The organism is Actinomadura formosensis, from assembly GCF_050948385.1.
GTDB lineage: Bacteria > Actinomycetota > Actinomycetes > Streptosporangiales > Streptosporangiaceae > Spirillospora > Spirillospora formosensis.
The window spans coordinates 2,723,601-2,739,865 of record NZ_CP192011.1 but is presented as its reverse complement, the minus strand read 5'-3'; the positions used below and the strand labels follow the sequence as shown (position 1 = coordinate 2,739,865).

Annotated in this window: 16 protein-coding genes and 1 riboswitch; of the genes, 1 reads left to right on the top strand and 15 read right to left on the bottom strand. The window is 71.7% G+C overall.

The genetic code is table 11. The annotated features are described in order from the left end of the window. Positions 1-2 precede the first annotated feature (2 nt). From ACQP1N_RS12980 to ACQP1N_RS12950, 7 genes are all read right to left on the bottom strand, one after another. Positions 3-584, bottom strand: coding sequence for a Uma2 family endonuclease (locus tag ACQP1N_RS12980; RefSeq protein ID WP_433232681.1), 582 nt, complete (start codon positions 582-584; stop codon positions 3-5). A 101-nt stretch (positions 585-685) separates the two neighbouring features. Next, complete coding sequence (locus tag ACQP1N_RS12975; protein ID WP_433231455.1) at positions 686-1,132, bottom strand: PH domain-containing protein; 447 nt, start codon at positions 1,130-1,132, stop codon at positions 686-688. Further along, a complete protein-coding gene (hisG, locus tag ACQP1N_RS12970) occupies positions 1,125-2,000 on the bottom strand; it encodes an ATP phosphoribosyltransferase (RefSeq protein WP_433231452.1) in 876 nt (291 codons plus the stop codon). Before hisG ends, ACQP1N_RS12975 begins: the two co-directional genes overlap by 8 nt. Before the next feature lie 93 nt (positions 2,001-2,093). Continuing rightward, positions 2,094-2,600, bottom strand: a complete 507-nt coding sequence (ribH, locus tag ACQP1N_RS12965; RefSeq protein WP_067795136.1) for a 6,7-dimethyl-8-ribityllumazine synthase — start codon at positions 2,598-2,600, stop codon at positions 2,094-2,096. Then, positions 2,597-3,823, bottom strand: a complete 1,227-nt coding sequence (locus tag ACQP1N_RS12960; protein WP_433231447.1) for a bifunctional 3,4-dihydroxy-2-butanone-4-phosphate synthase/GTP cyclohydrolase II — start codon at positions 3,821-3,823, stop codon at positions 2,597-2,599. The genes ribH and ACQP1N_RS12960 overlap by 4 nt, the downstream gene beginning before the upstream one ends. Then, positions 3,820-4,461 carry a nicotinamide riboside transporter PnuC gene (pnuC, locus tag ACQP1N_RS12955; protein WP_067795190.1) on the bottom strand — a complete coding sequence of 214 codons (642 nt, stop codon included), beginning with the start codon at positions 4,459-4,461 and terminating at the stop codon, positions 3,820-3,822. The genes ACQP1N_RS12960 and pnuC overlap by 4 nt, the downstream gene beginning before the upstream one ends. Positions 4,462-4,469: 8 nt before the next feature. Beyond that, positions 4,470-5,078 (bottom strand): riboflavin synthase, encoded by a 609-nt coding sequence (locus ACQP1N_RS12950; protein WP_067795130.1) that lies wholly within the window; start codon positions 5,076-5,078, stop codon positions 4,470-4,472. A 71-nt stretch (positions 5,079-5,149) separates the two neighbouring features. After that, positions 5,150-5,280, bottom strand: a riboswitch (FMN riboswitch). A gap of 166 nt (positions 5,281-5,446) precedes the next feature. On the opposite strand from ACQP1N_RS12950, the gene ACQP1N_RS12945 reads away from it, so the two are divergent. Beyond that, complete coding sequence (locus tag ACQP1N_RS12945) at positions 5,447-6,937, top strand: P-loop ATPase, Sll1717 family (RefSeq protein WP_433231444.1); 1,491 nt, start codon at positions 5,447-5,449, stop codon at positions 6,935-6,937. A 7-nt stretch (positions 6,938-6,944) separates the two neighbouring features. Here ACQP1N_RS12945 and ACQP1N_RS12940 read toward each other — a convergent pair whose 3' ends face one another. The 8 genes from ACQP1N_RS12940 to ACQP1N_RS12905 form a co-directional block, all read right to left on the bottom strand. Next, positions 6,945-7,580 (bottom strand): HAD-IA family hydrolase, encoded by a 636-nt coding sequence (locus ACQP1N_RS12940; protein ID WP_433231441.1) that lies wholly within the window; start codon positions 7,578-7,580, stop codon positions 6,945-6,947. Further along, positions 7,577-8,254 carry a ribulose-phosphate 3-epimerase gene (gene rpe, locus ACQP1N_RS12935; protein ID WP_067795121.1) on the bottom strand — a complete coding sequence of 226 codons (678 nt, stop codon included), beginning with the start codon at positions 8,252-8,254 and terminating at the stop codon, positions 7,577-7,579. The genes ACQP1N_RS12940 and rpe overlap by 4 nt, the downstream gene beginning before the upstream one ends. A 12-nt stretch (positions 8,255-8,266) precedes the next feature. Further along, positions 8,267-9,217 (bottom strand): phosphatase PAP2 family protein, encoded by a 951-nt coding sequence (locus ACQP1N_RS12930; RefSeq protein WP_433231437.1) that lies wholly within the window; start codon positions 9,215-9,217, stop codon positions 8,267-8,269. A gap of 15 nt (positions 9,218-9,232) precedes the next feature. Next, positions 9,233-10,639, bottom strand: a complete 1,407-nt coding sequence (locus tag ACQP1N_RS12925) for an RsmB/NOP family class I SAM-dependent RNA methyltransferase (RefSeq protein WP_433231434.1) — start codon at positions 10,637-10,639, stop codon at positions 9,233-9,235. After that, complete coding sequence (fmt, locus tag ACQP1N_RS12920; RefSeq protein ID WP_067795113.1) at positions 10,639-11,565, bottom strand: methionyl-tRNA formyltransferase; 927 nt, start codon at positions 11,563-11,565, stop codon at positions 10,639-10,641. The genes ACQP1N_RS12925 and fmt overlap by 1 nt, the downstream gene beginning before the upstream one ends. Further along, on the bottom strand, positions 11,566-12,111 hold the full coding sequence (def, locus tag ACQP1N_RS12915; protein WP_067795110.1) for a peptide deformylase: 546 nt from the start codon (positions 12,109-12,111) through the stop codon (positions 11,566-11,568). Positions 12,112-12,236: 125 nt separating this feature from the next. Continuing rightward, a complete protein-coding gene (locus ACQP1N_RS12910; RefSeq protein ID WP_067795107.1) occupies positions 12,237-14,024 on the bottom strand; it encodes a hypothetical protein in 1,788 nt (595 codons plus the stop codon). A 16-nt stretch (positions 14,025-14,040) separates the two neighbouring features. Beyond that, positions 14,041-16,152, bottom strand: a complete 2,112-nt coding sequence (locus ACQP1N_RS12905; protein WP_433231429.1) for a primosomal protein N' — start codon at positions 16,150-16,152, stop codon at positions 14,041-14,043. Positions 16,153-16,265 lie beyond the last annotated feature (113 nt).

Sequence of the window (16,265 nt, the reverse complement as noted above, 5' to 3'; positions counted from 1 at the left end):
GCTCAGTAGTTGGAGACTCTCGTGAGGTCGATCTCGATGTCGAACGGCACCGTCAGCTTGAGCTGGTCGTGATAGATGCCGGTCGGGACGTACACCCCGGTGGCCGGATCGAGCTCATAGACATACACGACCGTACGACTTTCGACCTCTTCAACCCGCCAGAAATGCTTGATCCCGGCGGCGGCGTACTTGCGCGGCTTGGTTTCCCGGTCCCGGTCCACCGACTCCGGGGAGACCGCCTCGACCACGAGGACCAGGTCCTCCGGAAAGTAGTGGGTGGACGGCTCGTCCCGCTCGTACGCCTCGGCCGTCACGACGAACACGTCCGGTTCCGGGACCTGCCGGTCGGCGAGTCTGACCGCCATCTCGCGCTCGGCCCGCAACGTTTCCGGCGCCTGCCGCTTGAGTTCGTCCTTGAGCAGGTCGACCACTCTGCGGTGCCACTTGCGTTGCGAACTCACGAAGACCAGGCTCCCGTCGATCAGCTCCGTGTGCCGGGGCAGATCACGCATGCGGAGGAAGCCGTCGGCGGTGAAGCCGCCCGGCGGGGGGATCACCCAGTCTGGCAGCGGTGCAGCGTCCATGTCGCCACTTTCTGCGATCGCCTCGGCACTCTGAGCGGTCATGTGCACACCCTTGCACACGAACGCGCTCCCGGTCCTGGCAACAGCCTAGAACAGAGCCGTCAGAGGGGGTCGGGGGTCTCGCCCCGGGCGTGGAGGAGTGCCTGGAGTTCGGCCAGCTGGCGGGCGGCCAGGGTCTTCTCCGTGCCGTTGATGCCCATGGCGCCGATCGAGGTGCCGTCCGCCAGGTCGAGGGTGGGCCACGGGTCGCCGACGGTCATGGCGACGTCCAGGATCTCGGGCCATTCGAGGCGGCGCGTGCTGAAGGCGTTGACGACCGTGACGCCGGCGTCGTCGGCGGCGACGCGGCAGCGGGCGAGCATGTGCAGGATCCAGGAGACGACCGCGCCGAAGCCGACCATCAGCAGGCGGTCGGACAGCTTGTACTGCTCCGGCACCACCACGGCGAGCGCGATCAGGCCGAGCATGATCACACCCGCCGTGGTGTAGGCGACGATCCGGGTGGTGCGGGGACGCCACACGGCCGGCAGCGCCGGTGTCTCAGTCAACGATCTTCGCGATGGGGATTTCGAGGATGTCGTGGGCGCCGGCCGCCTTCAGCGCCGGGATCAGCGTGTTGACGCCGCGCTTGGCGACCACCGATTCCACGGCGTTCGACGCGCCGCCGGCGAGCGAGGTGACCGTCGGGGACGCCATCGCGGGCATGATGTCCAGGACGTTCTGCAGGTCGGCCTGCGCGACGTTCAGCTTCAGCAGCACCTTGCCGCGCGCCCGGATCACGCCCTGCAGGAGCAGGGCGATGTCCTCCATCGCGGCGCGCTTCTCCGCGTCCTCGTAGGCCTCGCGGTTGGCGACCAGCTCGGTGTAGCTGGTCAGGAGCGTGTCGAGGATGCGCAGGCCGTTCTTGCGCAGGGACGAGCCGGTCTCGGTGAGGTCGACGATCGCGTCCACGATGTCGGGCACCTTCGCCTCGGTCGCGCCGTAGGACGGGACGACCTTCGCCTTCACGCCGTGCTTGTCGAGGAACCGCTTGGTCATCGCCGGGAACTCGGTGGAGATCCGGACGCCCTCCGGCAGATCGGACACCGACCGCCACGGTGCGCCGTCCGGCACCGCCATGATCACGCGCACCGGGTTGGACGTCGCCTTGGAGTACTTCAGCTCGCCGAGGCTGACGACGTCGGCGTTGGTCTCGGTGATCCAGTCGCGGCCGGTGATGCCGAGGTCGAACAGCCCCTGCTCCAGATAGGTCGGGATCTCCTGCGGGCGCAGGACCCGGACCCGGTCGATGCGGGGGTCGTCGATGGAGGCGCGGTAGTCGCGGTCCGACGTCCGCTGGACGGTGAGGTCGGCGGCGTCGAACAGCTGCATGGTCGCCTTCTCCAGCGACCCCTTGGGCAGAACGAGTGACAGCACGGAATTGCCTTTCGGTGAGGATGCGTACGGGATACCGGGGACGTTCAGGAGCCCTGGTTCGCGAGCCGTTCGGGGACGAAACCCCCGTACCCGCTACCGATGCTCCAGGCCATGCCCGGCGTGACCGTGATGCCGCAGACCTCGCAGGGTCAGTGCCGTGTCGAGTGCGGCCACGGTCGCCTCCCATCCCTTGTCCTCGGAGCTGCCCGGCAGCCCGCTGCGTTCCATCGCCTGCTCAATGGTGTCACACGTGAGGACCCCGTTGCCCACCGGAGTCGACGCGTCGAGCGCGACACGGGTCACACCGGCGGTCACCGAGTCGCAGACGTAGTCGAAATGGGCGGTGGCGCCCCGGACGACCGCGCCGAGGCAGACGACGGCGTCGAGGTCGCGGGCCATCTGCTGGGCGACGACGGGCAGTTCGAGCGCGCCGGCGACGCGCGCGACGACGGGCTCGTCGACGCCGCACGCCTTCGCCGCGGCGAGCGCGCGTTCCAGGAGCCGGTCGGTGATCGGCTCGTGCCAGCGGGTGCAGACGATGCCGAGTGTGAGCCCGGCCGCGTCGACGGCGGTGTCCTCCGGGCGTCCCGCGCCGCTCATGAGAGTCCCTCGATCTGGTGTCCGAGACGGTCGCGCTTGACCGTCAGGTAGCGCCGGTTGTGCTCGGTGACGATGACGGGCATGGACTCGCGTCCGCGCACCTCCACGCCGAACCCGTCCAGGCCCTTCAGCTTGGCGGGGTTGTTGGTGAGCACCCTCACCGAGCGTACGCCGAGGTCACGCAGCATATGTGCCGCGTTGGAGTACTCGCGCGCGTCGGCGGGGAGCCCCAACTCCAGGTTGGCGTCGACGGTGTCGGACCCGTTGTCCTGGAGCGCGTACGCCTGCAGCTTGGCGAGCAGGCCGATGCCGCGTCCCTCGTGCCCGCGCAGGTAGAGGACGATGCCGCGCCCCTCCTGCGAGATGCGTTCCATGGCGGCGTCCAACTGCGTCCCGCAGTCGCAGCGTTCGGAATGCAGGACGTCGCCGGTGAGGCACTCCGAATGCGCCCGGATCAGGACGTCCTCGCCGTCGCCGAGGTCGCCCAGCACCAGGGCGAGGTGCTCGCCGCCGTCGATGGCGCTGGAGAAGCCGATGGCGCGCCATGTCCCGAACCGGTTGGGCAGACGGGTCTCGACCACTCGGGTGACCATCGTCTCGGTGCGCCGGCGGTACTCGACGAGCTGTTCGATGGAGATGAGCTTGAGCCCGTGCTCCTTCGCGAAGACCTGGAGTTCGGGCAGGCGCGCCATGGTGCCGTCGTCGTTCGCCACCTCGCAGACGACGCCGGCGGGCGGGAGGCCGGCGAGCCGCGCGAGGTCCACGCCCGCCTCGGTGTGGCCGCGGCGGCGCAGCACGCCGCCCTCGTGGTAGCGCAGCGGGAAGACGTGGCCGGGACGGGTCAGGTCGCCCGGCTCCGCCGCGGGGTCGCACAGCATCCGGATCGTCCTGGCGCGGTCGGCCGCGGAGATGCCGGTCGTCACGCCGGTGCGGGCGTCCACGCTGACCGTGTACGCGGTCCGCATCCGCTCGTCGTTCTGCGCCGTCATCAGCGGGATCTGCAGCCGGTCCAGGTCGGCGCCCTCCATCGGGACGCAGATCACGCCGCTGGTGTAGCGGATCGTGAACGCCAGCAGCTCGGGCGTCGCCTTCGCCGCGGCGAAGATGATGTCGCCCTCGTTCTCGCGGTCCTCGTCGTCGACGACCACGACGGGCCGTCCCGCCGCGATCTCGGCGATCGCCGATTCGATGGAGTCGAAGATCCCTGTGTCGTTGCCGCTCATGCGGTCACCGCCTTCTGCCTGGGAGTGTGCAGGCCCCGGGACTCCCGGAGCCAGTTCCTGAACCCGACCATCACCATCACGAAGAAGATCCCGTAGACCGCGCCGGAGACGTACAGCCCGGACTTGAGCGCCAGCGGCACCCCGACCAGGTCCACGAGCACCCACACGATCCAGAAGTCGACCAGCGCGCGGCTCTGCGCGAACGTCGCGACGGCGCTGCCGACGAAGATGTAGGCGTTCGCCCACGGCGACCAGGCGATCTTCAGCCAGTCGAGGTGCACGAACAGCTGCGCGACCACGGCCGTGCCGAGGACCAGCGCTCCGAGGAGCACGGCGCGTTCCACAGGGGTCGCCTGCCGGACGGCGAGACCGCCGGCCTCCCGCCGCCCGCGCGTCCACATGACCCACCCGTAGAGGGCGAGCCCGCAGAAGAGCACCTGCTTGAGGGCGTTCCCGGGGACGTGCGCATGCAGGGACGCGGCGAGCAGCAGCAGAGCGCCGATGAGCTGCACCGGCCACGTCCAGAGGGTCTTGCGCATGGCGAGCCAGACGACGGCCAGCGAGAGCGCGTTCCCGACGAGGTCGGTCCAGAGGATGTGCTCGCCGAACACCCCGAACCCGGCGCCGAGCCAGCTCACGGGCCAGCTCACGGCGTGCTCCCCGCCGCACCGGTGCCCAGCATGCGTTCGACGTACTTGGCGACGACGTCCACTTCGAGGTTGACCGGGTCGCCCGGCTTCTTGTGGCCGAGCGTGGTGAGCGCGAGCGTCGTCGGGATGAGGGCGACGCTGAACCGGTCGGCGCCCGCCTCGACGACCGTCAGGCTGATCCCGTCGACGGTGATCGAGCCCTTGTTCACCAGGTAGCGGCTGAGGTCCGGGGGCAGGGACACCGTCACCACGTCCCACCGCTCCCCCGGCTCGCGGGAGATGATCGCACCGACGCCGTCCACATGGCCCTGGACGAGGTGCCCGCCGAGCCGGTCGGACAGCCGGACGGGACGTTCCAGGTTGACCTTGGCGCCCGGTTCCAGCGCGCCCAGGCTGGACTTGTCGAGGGTCTCCTTGATGGCGTCCGCGGTGAAGATCCCGTTCTCGACGTCCACCACGGTGAGGCAGACGCCGTTGACCGCGATCGACGCGCCGTGGACGGCGTCCTCGGTGACGAGCGGCCCGCGGATCGCGAGCGTCACCGAATCCCCCTGGGACTCGATCGCCACGATCTCGCCGAGCTCCTCGACGATGCCGGTGAACATCTCCCGGGCCTCCTAGATCAGGGCTCCGGGGGACGTACGTGCGTCGGCGTACGCCCCTGGCCAGGGGCGTACCGCGCGCTGCCTCCCATCCGGACTTTCACCGTCGGTCCCGGAGTTCCACCGGGTCAACCGGCCGATGGCTTCGGCCGGGTCGCGGACTGTCACCGCCGGTTCGGAATTTCACCGACCCCGGAGCACGCGTTCATGCTTTGCCAACCAGTGTGCCACGTATTCCATTCCGCACCCCATGTGACCATCGCCACGGCCGGCCTCTCCCCCGCCTCCTCGCCGGCGGCGGGTCTTGCCGGATCCGGGAGGCAAGGAGAAACTCGTTCGCGGAAGGACCCTCCGCCGACTCGGGAAGGCCCATGGCCAAGCTGTCCTTATCCCCAAAGATCTTCGACGTCCTCGACTTCGGCACCCCCTCGGCAGAACGCGACATCTCGCGCGGGCTGGAGAAGTACTTCGTGGAGTCCGCGGCGTACCAGCGCGTCCGGTCCGGGGCCAAGACGATCCTGATGGGCAACCGCGGGGCCGGGAAGAGCGCGATCTTCCAGGTGCTGGCGAAACGGGAGCGCACCGCCGGCAGCCATGTCATCGAGCTGTCGCCGGAGGACTACTCCTACGAGCTGCTCAGCTCCACGATGGCCGCGGAGCACGCGGGCGCCTGGGCCAAGACGGGCGCCTACGCGGCCGCCTGGAAGTACCTGATCTACATCCTCGTGATGAAGGCGCTGGCGCGGAAGGGGATGCGGCTCACCAAGGGCGGCGGGCGGGAGATCCACAACTACATCAGGGACAACCACGGCGCCCGGCAGCTCGGCCCCCTGTCCCTGCTGGTCTCGTACCTGAAGCGGCTGGAGGCCGTCAAGATCGGCCCGATCGAGGCCGGGGTGCGGACCCGGGAGCTGGACCGGCTCTACAAGCTGGAGGAGATCCACAACCTGCTGCCGGCGCTGCGGAAGGTGCTGGACGACCAGCGGGTGGTGGTGCTGGTCGACGAGCTCGACCGCGGCTGGGACTCCTCCGAGGACGCCAAGGCGTTCGTCTCCGGGCTGTTCCAGGCGTGCGTGTCGATCAACGGGCTGCACCGGAACCTGCGGGTGTACGTGTCGCTGCGGCAGGAGCTGTACGACGACATCCCCGCCCTCTACGAGGACGCGCAGAAGCACCGCGACCTGCTGGAGAGGATCTACTGGTCGGAGGAGTCGCTGCTCGAACTGATCGCCAAGCGGATCCGGTACTCCGCGCACGAGAAGGGCTTCGACACCGAGGCGCTCGAACGGGCCGCCGACCATGAGTGCTGGTCGGCGGTCTTCGCCGCGCCGCCGGGCATGGCGCGGGACGCCTCGTTCGGCTACATGGTCGACAGGACCCTGTACCGGCCGAGGGAGCTGATCCAGTTCTGCTCGGAGGCGCTTGAGCAGGCCAGAGGACGCGCGTCGAAGCTGCCCGTCCCCTACTCGGCGATCGAGCGCTCCGAGTACGGCTACTCCGCGGAACGCACCAAGGACATCGCCGCCGAGTACCGCTCCCAGTACCCGGGGCTGCTCAGCGTGTTCGAGGTCTTCCGCAACCACCCGCCCACCTTCAGCCGCGAAGAACTCGAACTGCTCTGCCTCGAACTGGCCTTCGGCGACATCCCCACGCACGGCACCGGGTCATGGCTGCCGCTGTGCGACCCCGACGACCTCATCGAGATCCTGTGGCGGGCGGGGCTCCTCACCGCCCGGCCGACCGAGGGCGGCCGTTTCCTGGGGAGCCACCAGGTGCAGCACCTCAACCTGGCGGCCGTCCAGCGCTTCCGCGTCCACGACATGTTCCACGCGTCCTTGGGGATCCTCCCCAAGGACGCGTGAGCCTGTGTCAGAGCCGAAGGTGGAGCCCGTCCGGGGCCGCCGCCACCCGGGCCAGGTTCTCGACGGTGTGATGGGCCGCCGTCAGGGATTCCCTTGGATGGCTGGTGAGCACCGCCAGGACGGTGGCTCCGGCGGCACGGCCGGCGGCTATGCCCGCGGGGGCGTCCTCGATGACCAGGCAGCCGGATGGGTCCACGCCCAGGTGCCCGGCCGCCTGGAGGTAGCCGGACGGGTCCGGTTTGCCGTCCGGGACGTCCTCCGCGGTGATGACGATGGGCGGGAGGGGGATGCCCGCCGCGCCGGTGCGGAGCTCCAGTTGTGCCCTGTCCATGGACGTGACGAAGGCGTGGGGCAGGCCGTTCATGCCGGCCAGGAGTTCCACCGCGCCGGGGAGGGCGGTGATGCCGTCGGTACCGGTCGCTTCGAGGTCGTCCAGGCGCGCGGTGGCTTCCCGGACCCGGTCCGGTGGCAGGAAGTCCGCCACGCGGTCGCTCGTCCGGCGGCCATGGGCGTCGGCCAGGAACTCGTCCGGGTCGATGCCGTACTCGGCGGCCCATTCGCGGGCCGCACGCTCGACGAGGGGCGTGGAGTCGACGAGGGTGCCGTCCACGTCGAACAGGACGGCCGCGCAGGGCAGGATCACCAGTCCGCCTTGGCCGTCGCCTCGTCGGCCTGGGCGCGCAGCTTACGGACGGCCTCGGCCGGGTCGTCGGCCCCGTAGACGGCACTGCCGGCGACGAAGACATCCGCCCCGGCCTCGGCGCAGCGTTCGATGGTCTCGGCGCTGACGCCGCCGTCTACCTGGAGCCAGACGGGGAGGTCTCGGCCCTTGATGAGCTCTCGGGCGCGGCGCACCTTCGGCAGGACGACGTCCAGGAACTTCTGGCCGCCGAAGCCGGGCTCGACGGTCATGAGGAGCAGCATGTCGATCTCGCCGAGGAGGTCTTCGAAACCGTCCACCGGCGTGGCCGGGTTCACGCCGAGCCCCGCGCGCGCGCCGGCGGAGCGGATGGCGCGCAGGGTGCGGATCGGGGCCTTCGCCGCTTCGGCGTGGATGGTGACGCTCTTCGCGCCCGCCTCGGCGTACTCCGGGGCCCAGCGGTCGGGGTCCTCGATCATGAGGTGGCAGTCGAGCGGCAGCGCGCTGTGCTTCAGCAGGGCCTGGACGACGGGCAGCCCGAGGGTGAGGTTGGGGACGAAGTGGTTGTCCATGACGTCGACGTGCACCCAGTCGGCGGAGTCGGCGATGAGCGCGACGTCCTCGGCCAGGTGGGCGAAGTCGGCGGACAGGATGCTGGGTGCGATCTGAGGAGCCATGATGCCCAGAGTCTATTGGCGCAGTTCCGCCCGTTCCTCACCCGGCCGGGTGACGGCGGGGGTGGGACGCGCGGCCAGGCGGAGGCGGACGAAGGACTCCGGCGCACCGGCCGTGACCCACAGGGCGAGCAGCACCTGGACGGCGAACGCCTGCGCCAGGTTCGTCCCGCCGGGCAGCAGGTCGGTCAGGGCGATGGCGGCGGCGCCGGCGAAGCCGACCGGGAGGCGCGCCAGACGCTGCCAGGGCCCGCCGCCGGGGTCGAACCAGCCGCGGGCGGCGAGCAGGGACAGGCCCGCCAGTCCGCCGCAGAGCCCGCCGGAGGCTCTGGCCGAGTCGGTCAGCGTGATGGGCTCGATCCGGCCTCCGGCCCCCCTGATGGCCTCCGCCCAGGCTTCGGGCCACTGCCAGTTCTGCAGCGGCTGCACCGCGCCCCACGCCGCCGCCAGCAACAGCAGGGAGACCGCCAGGGAGAGGGCCATCTGCACGGCCAGGGGGCGGCGGGTCCACCACGGGACGACGATCGGCTCCAGCCCCATGACGGCCACCAGGATGGCCAAGCCGATGGCCCACCCCGCAAGGACCTGGCCGATCGAGTGGACGCCCAGATAGACGCGGGACACGCCGATCAAGACGATGATGACGGCGGCACCCGCCCACAGGAACCACCGCCTTGTCTGGGCGGCGAAGAAACCCCAGGCCGCGATGCCGTTCTGGGCATGGCCGGACGGCATCCCGAAGGACTCCAGTGACTGCCTGCCCTTGACGGAGGGGTCCGTCCAGTACGGGCGGGGATCGTGGAAGACCAGCTTGAGGAGCGTGTTGAGCAGCGCGCCGAACAGCAGGAGAACCGCGGCCCGTGCCGCCAGACGCGGAGCCACGCACCAGAACAGCGCGATGAGCAACGGCACGTAGAACGCCGCGCTGCCCAGGTACGACATGAAGAGCATGAAGCCGGTCAGCACGGAGATCCCCCAGGTCTAGGTACGGCGCAGGAGGGCCAGGAACATCGCGTCCGTGCCGTGGCGGTGCGGCCAGAACTGGGCGTACGGGCCGTCCCCCACGCCGGTGAGATCCGGGGAGAGCGATGTCAGGACCGCTGGCGCGTCGAGCCGTTCGGCGTCATCACGCCTACCCAGAACGTCGTCCACCACCACACGGGTCTCGGCCAAGTGCGGTGAGCACGTGACGTAGGCCACCACACCGCCGGGCCGGACGGACTCCAGCGCCGTGGCGAGCAGTTTCCGCTGCAGGGCGCCGAGTCCGGCGACCGCCTCGGGGCCGCGGCGCCAGCGGGATTCGGGACGGCGGCGAAGCGCGCCCAGGCCGGTGCAGGGCGCGTCGACCATGACCCGGTCGAAGGACCCCGGACGCCATGCGGGGGCGGTGCCGTCGGCCGCGACCACACCGGCACGGGCGTCGACGGCGCGCCGGACGAGCCCCGCGCGGTGCGGCTGAACGTCGGCCGCCAGCAGCCGCGCGTCACGCTGGGTCGCGAGCGCCGACAGAAGGCCCGCCTTGCCTCCGGGACCGGCGCAGAGGTCCGCCCAGCGCGTGTCGCGGCCGTCCAGAGGAGCGTCGGCCAGCGCCAGGGCGACCATCTGGCTGGCCTCGTCCTGGACGGCGGCGCGCCCGTCACGGACGGCGGCGATGCCCGCCGGATCACCCTCGGGCAGCACGGCGGCATAGGGCGAGTACAGGGCGGGTTCCGCACCGGCCCCGTAGAGCTCTTGGAGTGTGACTCGCCCGGGGCGCGCCACCAACGTCACCCGGGGGCGGGCGTTGTCGGCCGCCAGAAGATCCTCGATCTCGTCCGGCCCGACGGCGTCGCGCAGAGCGGACACGATCCACTTGGGGTGGCTGTACAGGACCGACAGGCGCGTCGTCGCATCGGTGTCGGCGGGCGCCACGATCTGCAGCCAGGCGTCCAGGTCGCGGGTGGCGACCTTGCGGAGCACCGCGTTGGCGAACTTCGCCTGGCCGGGGCCGGCGACGGACCGGGCCAGCTCCACGGTGGTCCCCACCGCCGCGTGCGGCGGGATGCGGGTCGCGAGGATCTGATGGGCGCCCAGTCGCAGGACGTCCAGGAGCGGGGCGTCGATCCGGCGCAGTTCCCGGTCGCTGCACAGCGCGAGGACGGCGTCGTAGGTGCCCCGGCCCCGCAGCGTGCCGTAGGTGAGCTCGGTGGCGAGGGCGGCGTCGCGTCCGGACAGGCCGCGGTCGCGCAGGCGGGTGGGCAGCAGGAGGTTCGCGTACGCGTCGCGGGTCTCGACCGCCCGGATCACGTCGAACGCCGTGCGGCGGACGAGGTCCTGGGGACGGCCGGTCCTGCGGGGGCCGCCCGGCCTGCGGTTCTGGACGTGTCGGCGGTTGCGGGCGGGTGGCATCAGTGCAGCGTGTCCTTGCCGGTGAGGTTGATGCCGCGGATCCAGTCGGCGGCGGCCATGCGGCGCTTGCCCTGCGGCTGTACTTCGCCCAACGCGACGGGGTGCGTGGCCGTTCCCACCAGTACCTCGTTCTTTCCCGCGCGGATCTCGCCGGGCGGCAGCTTGTCCGCGTCGGGGGCGGGACGGACCGGTCCCAGCTTGATCCGCGTGTCACGGAAGTTCGTCCAAGCACCGGGGGCCGGTGTGCACGCGCGGACGAGGCGGTCGATGTGCAGTGCGGGGCTCCCCCAGTCGACGTGGCCGTCCTCGGGCGTCAGCTTCGCCGCGTGGGACACGCCTTCGGCCGGCTGCGGCCGGGGTTCGAGGACGCCCGCCTCGATGCCGTTCATCGTGTCCAGCAGGAGGGTCGCACCGGCGACGGCGAGCCGTCCCAGGAGGTCACCGGCCGTGTCGGCCGGCCGGATCGGTTCGGTGAGGACGCCGTACACCGGGCCGGTGTCGAGCCCCTCCTCGATCTGGAACGTGGCCGCGCCGGTCATGTCGTCGCCGTGCAGGATCGCGCGCTGCACGGGCGCCGCGCCGCGCCACGCGGGCAGCAGCGAGAAGTGCAGGTTCACCCAGCCGTGCCGGGGGATGTCCAGGGCCTCGCGGGGCAGCAGCGCCCCGTAGGCGACGACCGGGCAGCAGTCGGGCGCGATCTCGCGGAGCCGGTCGAGGAACTCCGGGTCGCGGGCCTTGGCGGGCTTGAGCACCTCGACCCCGGCCTCGGCGGCGAGCTCGGCGACCGGGCTGGCGCTGAGCCGCCTCCCACGGCCCGCGGGCCGGTCGGGGCGGGTCACGACCGCGGCCACCTCGTGCGAGGACCCCAGAAGCGCCGTCAGCGCCGGGAGCGCGGCCTCGGGGGTTCCGGCGAAGACCAGCCGCACCTAGATCGCCTTCCCGAAGGTCCGGTGCGGCGACTCCCTGACGACGGGGACCGGGTCGCCGAACCACTCGGCCTCCCGGATCGCCTTCATCGCGGCCTTGCGCTGCTCCGGGTCCATCCGGTCGATGAAGATGATCCCGTCCAGGTGGTCGGTCTCGTGCTGGACGCAGCGGGCCAGCAGGTGGCTTCCCTCCAGCGTGATGGGCTCCCCGTGCATGTTGAAGCCCTTCGCCACGACGCCGACCGAGCGCGGCGTGGGGAACGCCAGGCCGGGCAGGGACAGGCACCCCTCGTCATCGGTCTCCTGCTCGTCCGACAGGTCCAGGCTGGGGTTGATCAGATGTCCCAGCCGGTCGTCGACGTAGTAGGTGAACACTCGCAGGCCCACGCCGAGCTGCGGCGCGGCGAGGCCCGCGCCGGGAGCGTCGATCATCGTGTCGGTGAGGTCCTTGACGAGCTGGCGCAGCTCCTTGTCGAAGTCCTTCACCGGCTCGGCGGGCGTGCGCAGGACGGGGTCTCCGAAGAGGCGGATGGGCTTGACGGCCAACGAGGACTCCGTTTCCTGCGAGATCTCTTGCGAGGTTTCTTGCGTTGCGGGGTTTCTTGGGTAAGGAATGCTCGCCCAGTCTACGGAGGGCGAGCCTTGGTGATTCACACTCCGCGATGGACCCCTTAGCGCACCGAGCGTGCCTTATAAGCGGCGGTGCGGGCGGCCTTGGCGGTCGCCTTGTCGGGATGGTGCGCGCCCAGGGCCTCCAGGACGTCGGCCACACCGGGATGCTCCGTGCGCCACAGCTCCTCGACCATGACCTTCATCTCAGCCTCCGGCGGAGCGTCGATGAGGGCGGCCTCGACCGCCTCCCCGGGCTCGGCGGTCTCCAGCATCCCGGCGACGGTGTCGACGAACACCCAGAGGTACTCCTCACGGGCCAGCTCCCGTCCGGCCGAGTCTCCGACGGCGTTGAGCCAGAGCGCGGCGTAGGGCGAGACCAGAGGATGCTCTTGCGCGGCCCGGACCACGCCGGCGGCCTCCGGGCCGATGCGGTGCAGGACGGCCGCAGCGAGGTTGCGGGCGCCCGGGCTTCCGGTTCGCATGACGTCCAGCAGGTCGGCGGCGGCGTCCTTGGGGTCGTGGGAGGCCAGCCAGCCGTCGATCTCCTCGTCGGCGGCCTCGGGCCGGTACCAGGTGAGCCCGGCGATGAGCTCGGACGCGCGCGCTCCGGCCAGCTCGCCGATGACGGGGGCGGTGAACCCGTCCGCCACCAGCAGCTCGCGGACGGCCCACACGCCGAGCGGCGTCAGAGCACGCCCCTCGCCGGACTTCTCGACGATGCCCCAGTCCTCAAGGGTCGCCAGTTCCAGCCGGAACGCGTCGGAGACGAGGGCGGGCATCGCCTCGGCGTCGGTGAGGTCGTAGGCCTCCGCGACATGGCCCAGCAGCGCCCCGGCCAGGATGTCCGGCTCGGTCGGCTCTTCCTGCTCGTACAGGTGGATCAGGACGCCGGTCATCTCGTTCTGCACGAGTTCCACCGCGTCCAGGCCGTCTGCGTAGTCGTGCCCAGGGACGACCACGGCCTCGAACAGCGGCAGCCAGGCGGCGAGCAGTTCCGCGTCGTCATCCGACCGGAGGTCTCCGCAGGCAGGCCCTGGGGCGGCGGTGCCGTTCCCGGCCGTGATGACGTTCGCCTCTACGGCGGCCCACCACAGGCGTTCCAGCTCGCCCTCGTCCTCCACCTCCCCGTAGCGGCGGGGGGCGTCCAGCCCCAGGTCGGCGGCGGCGTCCTCGGCGTCCGTCTCGGTGAGCGTGTCGTGCTCGGTGAGGGTCCGCTCGCCCGTCCAGTCGGCCAGGGCCAGGATCGTCCCGGTCAGCCGGGAACCGCGCGCGGCCGCGGCAACCGCGGCCCGCGGCGCCAGCCGGACGGGCGGGACGACGAGCTCCCCGGCCTCCCGCAGGTACGCCTCGGTCCGCGCGTACCGCTCCTCCTCGGGCAGCGCCTCGAACTCGCGCATCCACGCGTCGACGGCCTCCTGGTCGTCCAGGGAGATCCCGTCGGCCCGCAGCAGCCCCCCGATCACCTCGGCGGCGGCCTGCCGCTCCTCGCCGTCGACCGCGGCGACGACCTGGGCGAACTCGGGCCCGGTCCGGTCGATTTCCGCGGCCAGCGCCGCGGCGTCCGGTGCCGGGACGGCGCCGGTGTCGCGCAGCTGACCGACGATCTTGCGGAGGGCGTCGAGGACGGTGGGAACGTCGTCGCTGCCAGCGACCACGGTCTCGGGGAAGACCTCCAGCAGCAGCCGGCGCAGCCCGTCCGGGGTCAGCTCGTGCGCCCCTGCAAGGCCCATCTCCTCCCGGGCAAGACCGAGCAGGATACGGACCCCCTGCTCGTCCAGCGTCTCGCCTCGTTCATCCGTCCACTGCCGCAGATCCGCGACGGTGCTCTCCACCCAGTTGTCGGCCACCCGAGAACCCTATTGGTCAGATCAGCTCCAGGGGGTCGATCTGGACGCGTACCGTCTCCGTCGCCTTGCGCGCGCTGCGTACGCCCTGGGCTTCCTTCAGCGCGTGAGCCAGGGCGTGTCCCGCCGCCCGGGGCACGCGTATCAACGCGCGCTCCTTCTCCTGGGCGCCGGCCCCCGGCTGCGGGACGGGTACCGGCCCCAGCACCTCGGCCCCGGCGGGCAGCCGGGCATCGGCCAGAAGCTCCCGTATGGCGGCCGGGGACCCGGTGAGCGAGGCCATGCGCGCGGCCGGGGGAAAGCCCGCCTCCCTGCGTTCGGCCAGTTCGCGCTCCGCGTAGGTGACCGGATCCCACCGGACGAGGGCCTGGACGGCGGGAAGAGACCCTTCGGCGGCCACGATCACCGGCGCCTGCGGGCGGACGAGCGACGCCGCGTTGAGCCAGCGGCGCAGCGTCTCCTCCCCGGCGCGCAGATCCGGGCGTCCGAGCAGGACCCAGCCGTCCAGCAGCAGCGCGGCCCGGTAGCCCCCTTCCGCGGGCGGCTCGGCCCCCGGCGTGGACACCACGAGAGCCCGTTCCGGCCCGATCTGCTCAAGGATCGCGTCCCGCCCCGACGTCCGTACGGGCACGCCGGGAAACGCTCTGCCCAGCTCCTCCGCCGTGCGCTTGGCGCCCACCACGACCGCGCGTACTTGGAAGAAGCCACATTCGGGGCAGTGCCAGCCGCCCGCGATACGTCCGCACCACCGGCAGTAGGGGGCGGCATGGGGCGACGCTAGCGACAAGGGTCCCTGGCACGCGTCGCACCGTGCCGGTGTACGGCAACGCCCGCACGCTATGCCCGGTACATAACCGCGCCTTGGCACCTGCACGAGAACGGGCCCGTCCTCCAGCGCGTGCCTGGCCGCCTCGAACGCGACGTTCGGCAGGCGCGCCGTGTGGGCGGCGGCGTCGCGGGCGAGCTGTGCGTCCTCCCCCGCGTACCGGACGCGGGGCATCACCGTGCGGATCCGGGTCCGGTCGGCCGCGAGCGCGTGCGCCCAGCCGCTCTCCACCAGTTGCGTGGCGTCGGTGGTCCTGGTGAACCCGCCGATCAGCGCCCCGGCCCCCACCCTGTGCGCACGCAACGCGAGGACGTCACGGGGATGCGGGTAAGGGGCGTGAGGTTCGGCGTGGACGTCGTCTCCGTCGTCCCACAGCACGACCAGCCCGAGATCGGTGACAGGCGCGAACATGGCGGCGCGCGTGCCGACGACCGCCCGCGCCTTGCCGCGCAGGATCGCGAGCCATCTCCGGTAGCGCTCGGCGGGGCCCAGGTCCGCTGTGAGGGCGACATGCAGGCCCTCCCCCAGCTCGGCTTCGAGCGCGGCGTCCACACGCGCCACGTCACGCCCGTCGGCCACGACGACGAGCGCGCCGCGGTCGCCGTGCAGGGTGACGGCCACGGCCCGCGCTATGGCCGCCGCCCAGCCGGGCCCCGGCAGCGCCGTCCAGACCGCCCGCGGCGCCCTCCCCGCGGCCAGCGCCCCCAGGAACGACGGCCCGGCCGGGTAGTCCCGCCACACCCCGGCATCCGCCGCATCGGGCACCGCGCGGTCACCGGGCCCCGCACGACCGTCCGGTACCGGCACGGGTTCCGCCTCGACGCGGGCGTGCCGGGGCGGGACGGCCAGCCGCAGCACGTCCGCGAACATCCCCGCGTACCGGTCGGCCACCTCCCGGGCCAGCGCGGCGATCTCCGGCGTCAGCACCGGCTCGGGCGAGGTGACCCGCTCCAGGAACAGCAGCTTCCCGTCGTGGCCGCTCTCGGCGGCCCGCTCCAGCAGGAACCCGTCGACGAGCTGCCCGGCGAACCGCACCCGCACCCGGCACCCCGGCACCGCCCTCGCGTCCATCTCGGCGGGCACCAGGTAGTCGAACGGGCGGTCCAGATGCGGCAGGGACATGTCGACCGCGACCCGCGCCACCGGCAGTTCCGCGGCCGGGCGGCGCGTCCCCTTCTTGCCGGGCCTTCCCGGCCTCTTCCGCCCGTCAGGCCTGCCGGGCGGGTCGGCGGGGGCCCGCGGAAGGTCGTCCAGCCCCGGGATCAGGTCCGGTCCCCCGCCGCCTCCCCCGCCGTCCTTCGTCACGCCCCCGTCCTACCAGACCAACCCGACAGCCCGGTGCGGGCGCTAGGGTTGATCCGTTCGAACGGTTGGTCCGTTCGAACGGGGCGCGCATCCGCCGGCCCATTGCCCGATGC

What these genes read in the sequence shown, in the direction of transcription:
- ACQP1N_RS12980 (WP_433232681.1), bottom strand. Translation starts at nt 584, where the DNA reads ATGGACGCTGCACCGCTGCCAGACTGGGTGATCCCCCCGCCGGGCGGC.
- ribH (WP_067795136.1), bottom strand. Translation starts at nt 2,600, where the DNA reads ATGAGCGGCGCGGGACGCCCGGAGGACACCGCCGTCGACGCGGCCGGG.
- ACQP1N_RS12960 (WP_433231447.1), bottom strand. Translation starts at nt 3,823, where the DNA reads ATGAGCGGCAACGACACAGGGATCTTCGACTCCATCGAATCGGCGATC.
- ACQP1N_RS12950 (WP_067795130.1), bottom strand. Translation starts at nt 5,078, where the DNA reads ATGTTCACCGGCATCGTCGAGGAGCTCGGCGAGATCGTGGCGATCGAG.
- ACQP1N_RS12945 (WP_433231444.1), top strand. Translation starts at nt 5,447, where the DNA reads ATGGCCAAGCTGTCCTTATCCCCAAAGATCTTCGACGTCCTCGACTTC.
- rpe (WP_067795121.1), bottom strand. Translation starts at nt 8,254, where the DNA reads ATGGCTCCTCAGATCGCACCCAGCATCCTGTCCGCCGACTTCGCCCAC.
- ACQP1N_RS12925 (WP_433231434.1), bottom strand. Translation starts at nt 10,639, where the DNA reads ATGCCACCCGCCCGCAACCGCCGACACGTCCAGAACCGCAGGCCGGGC.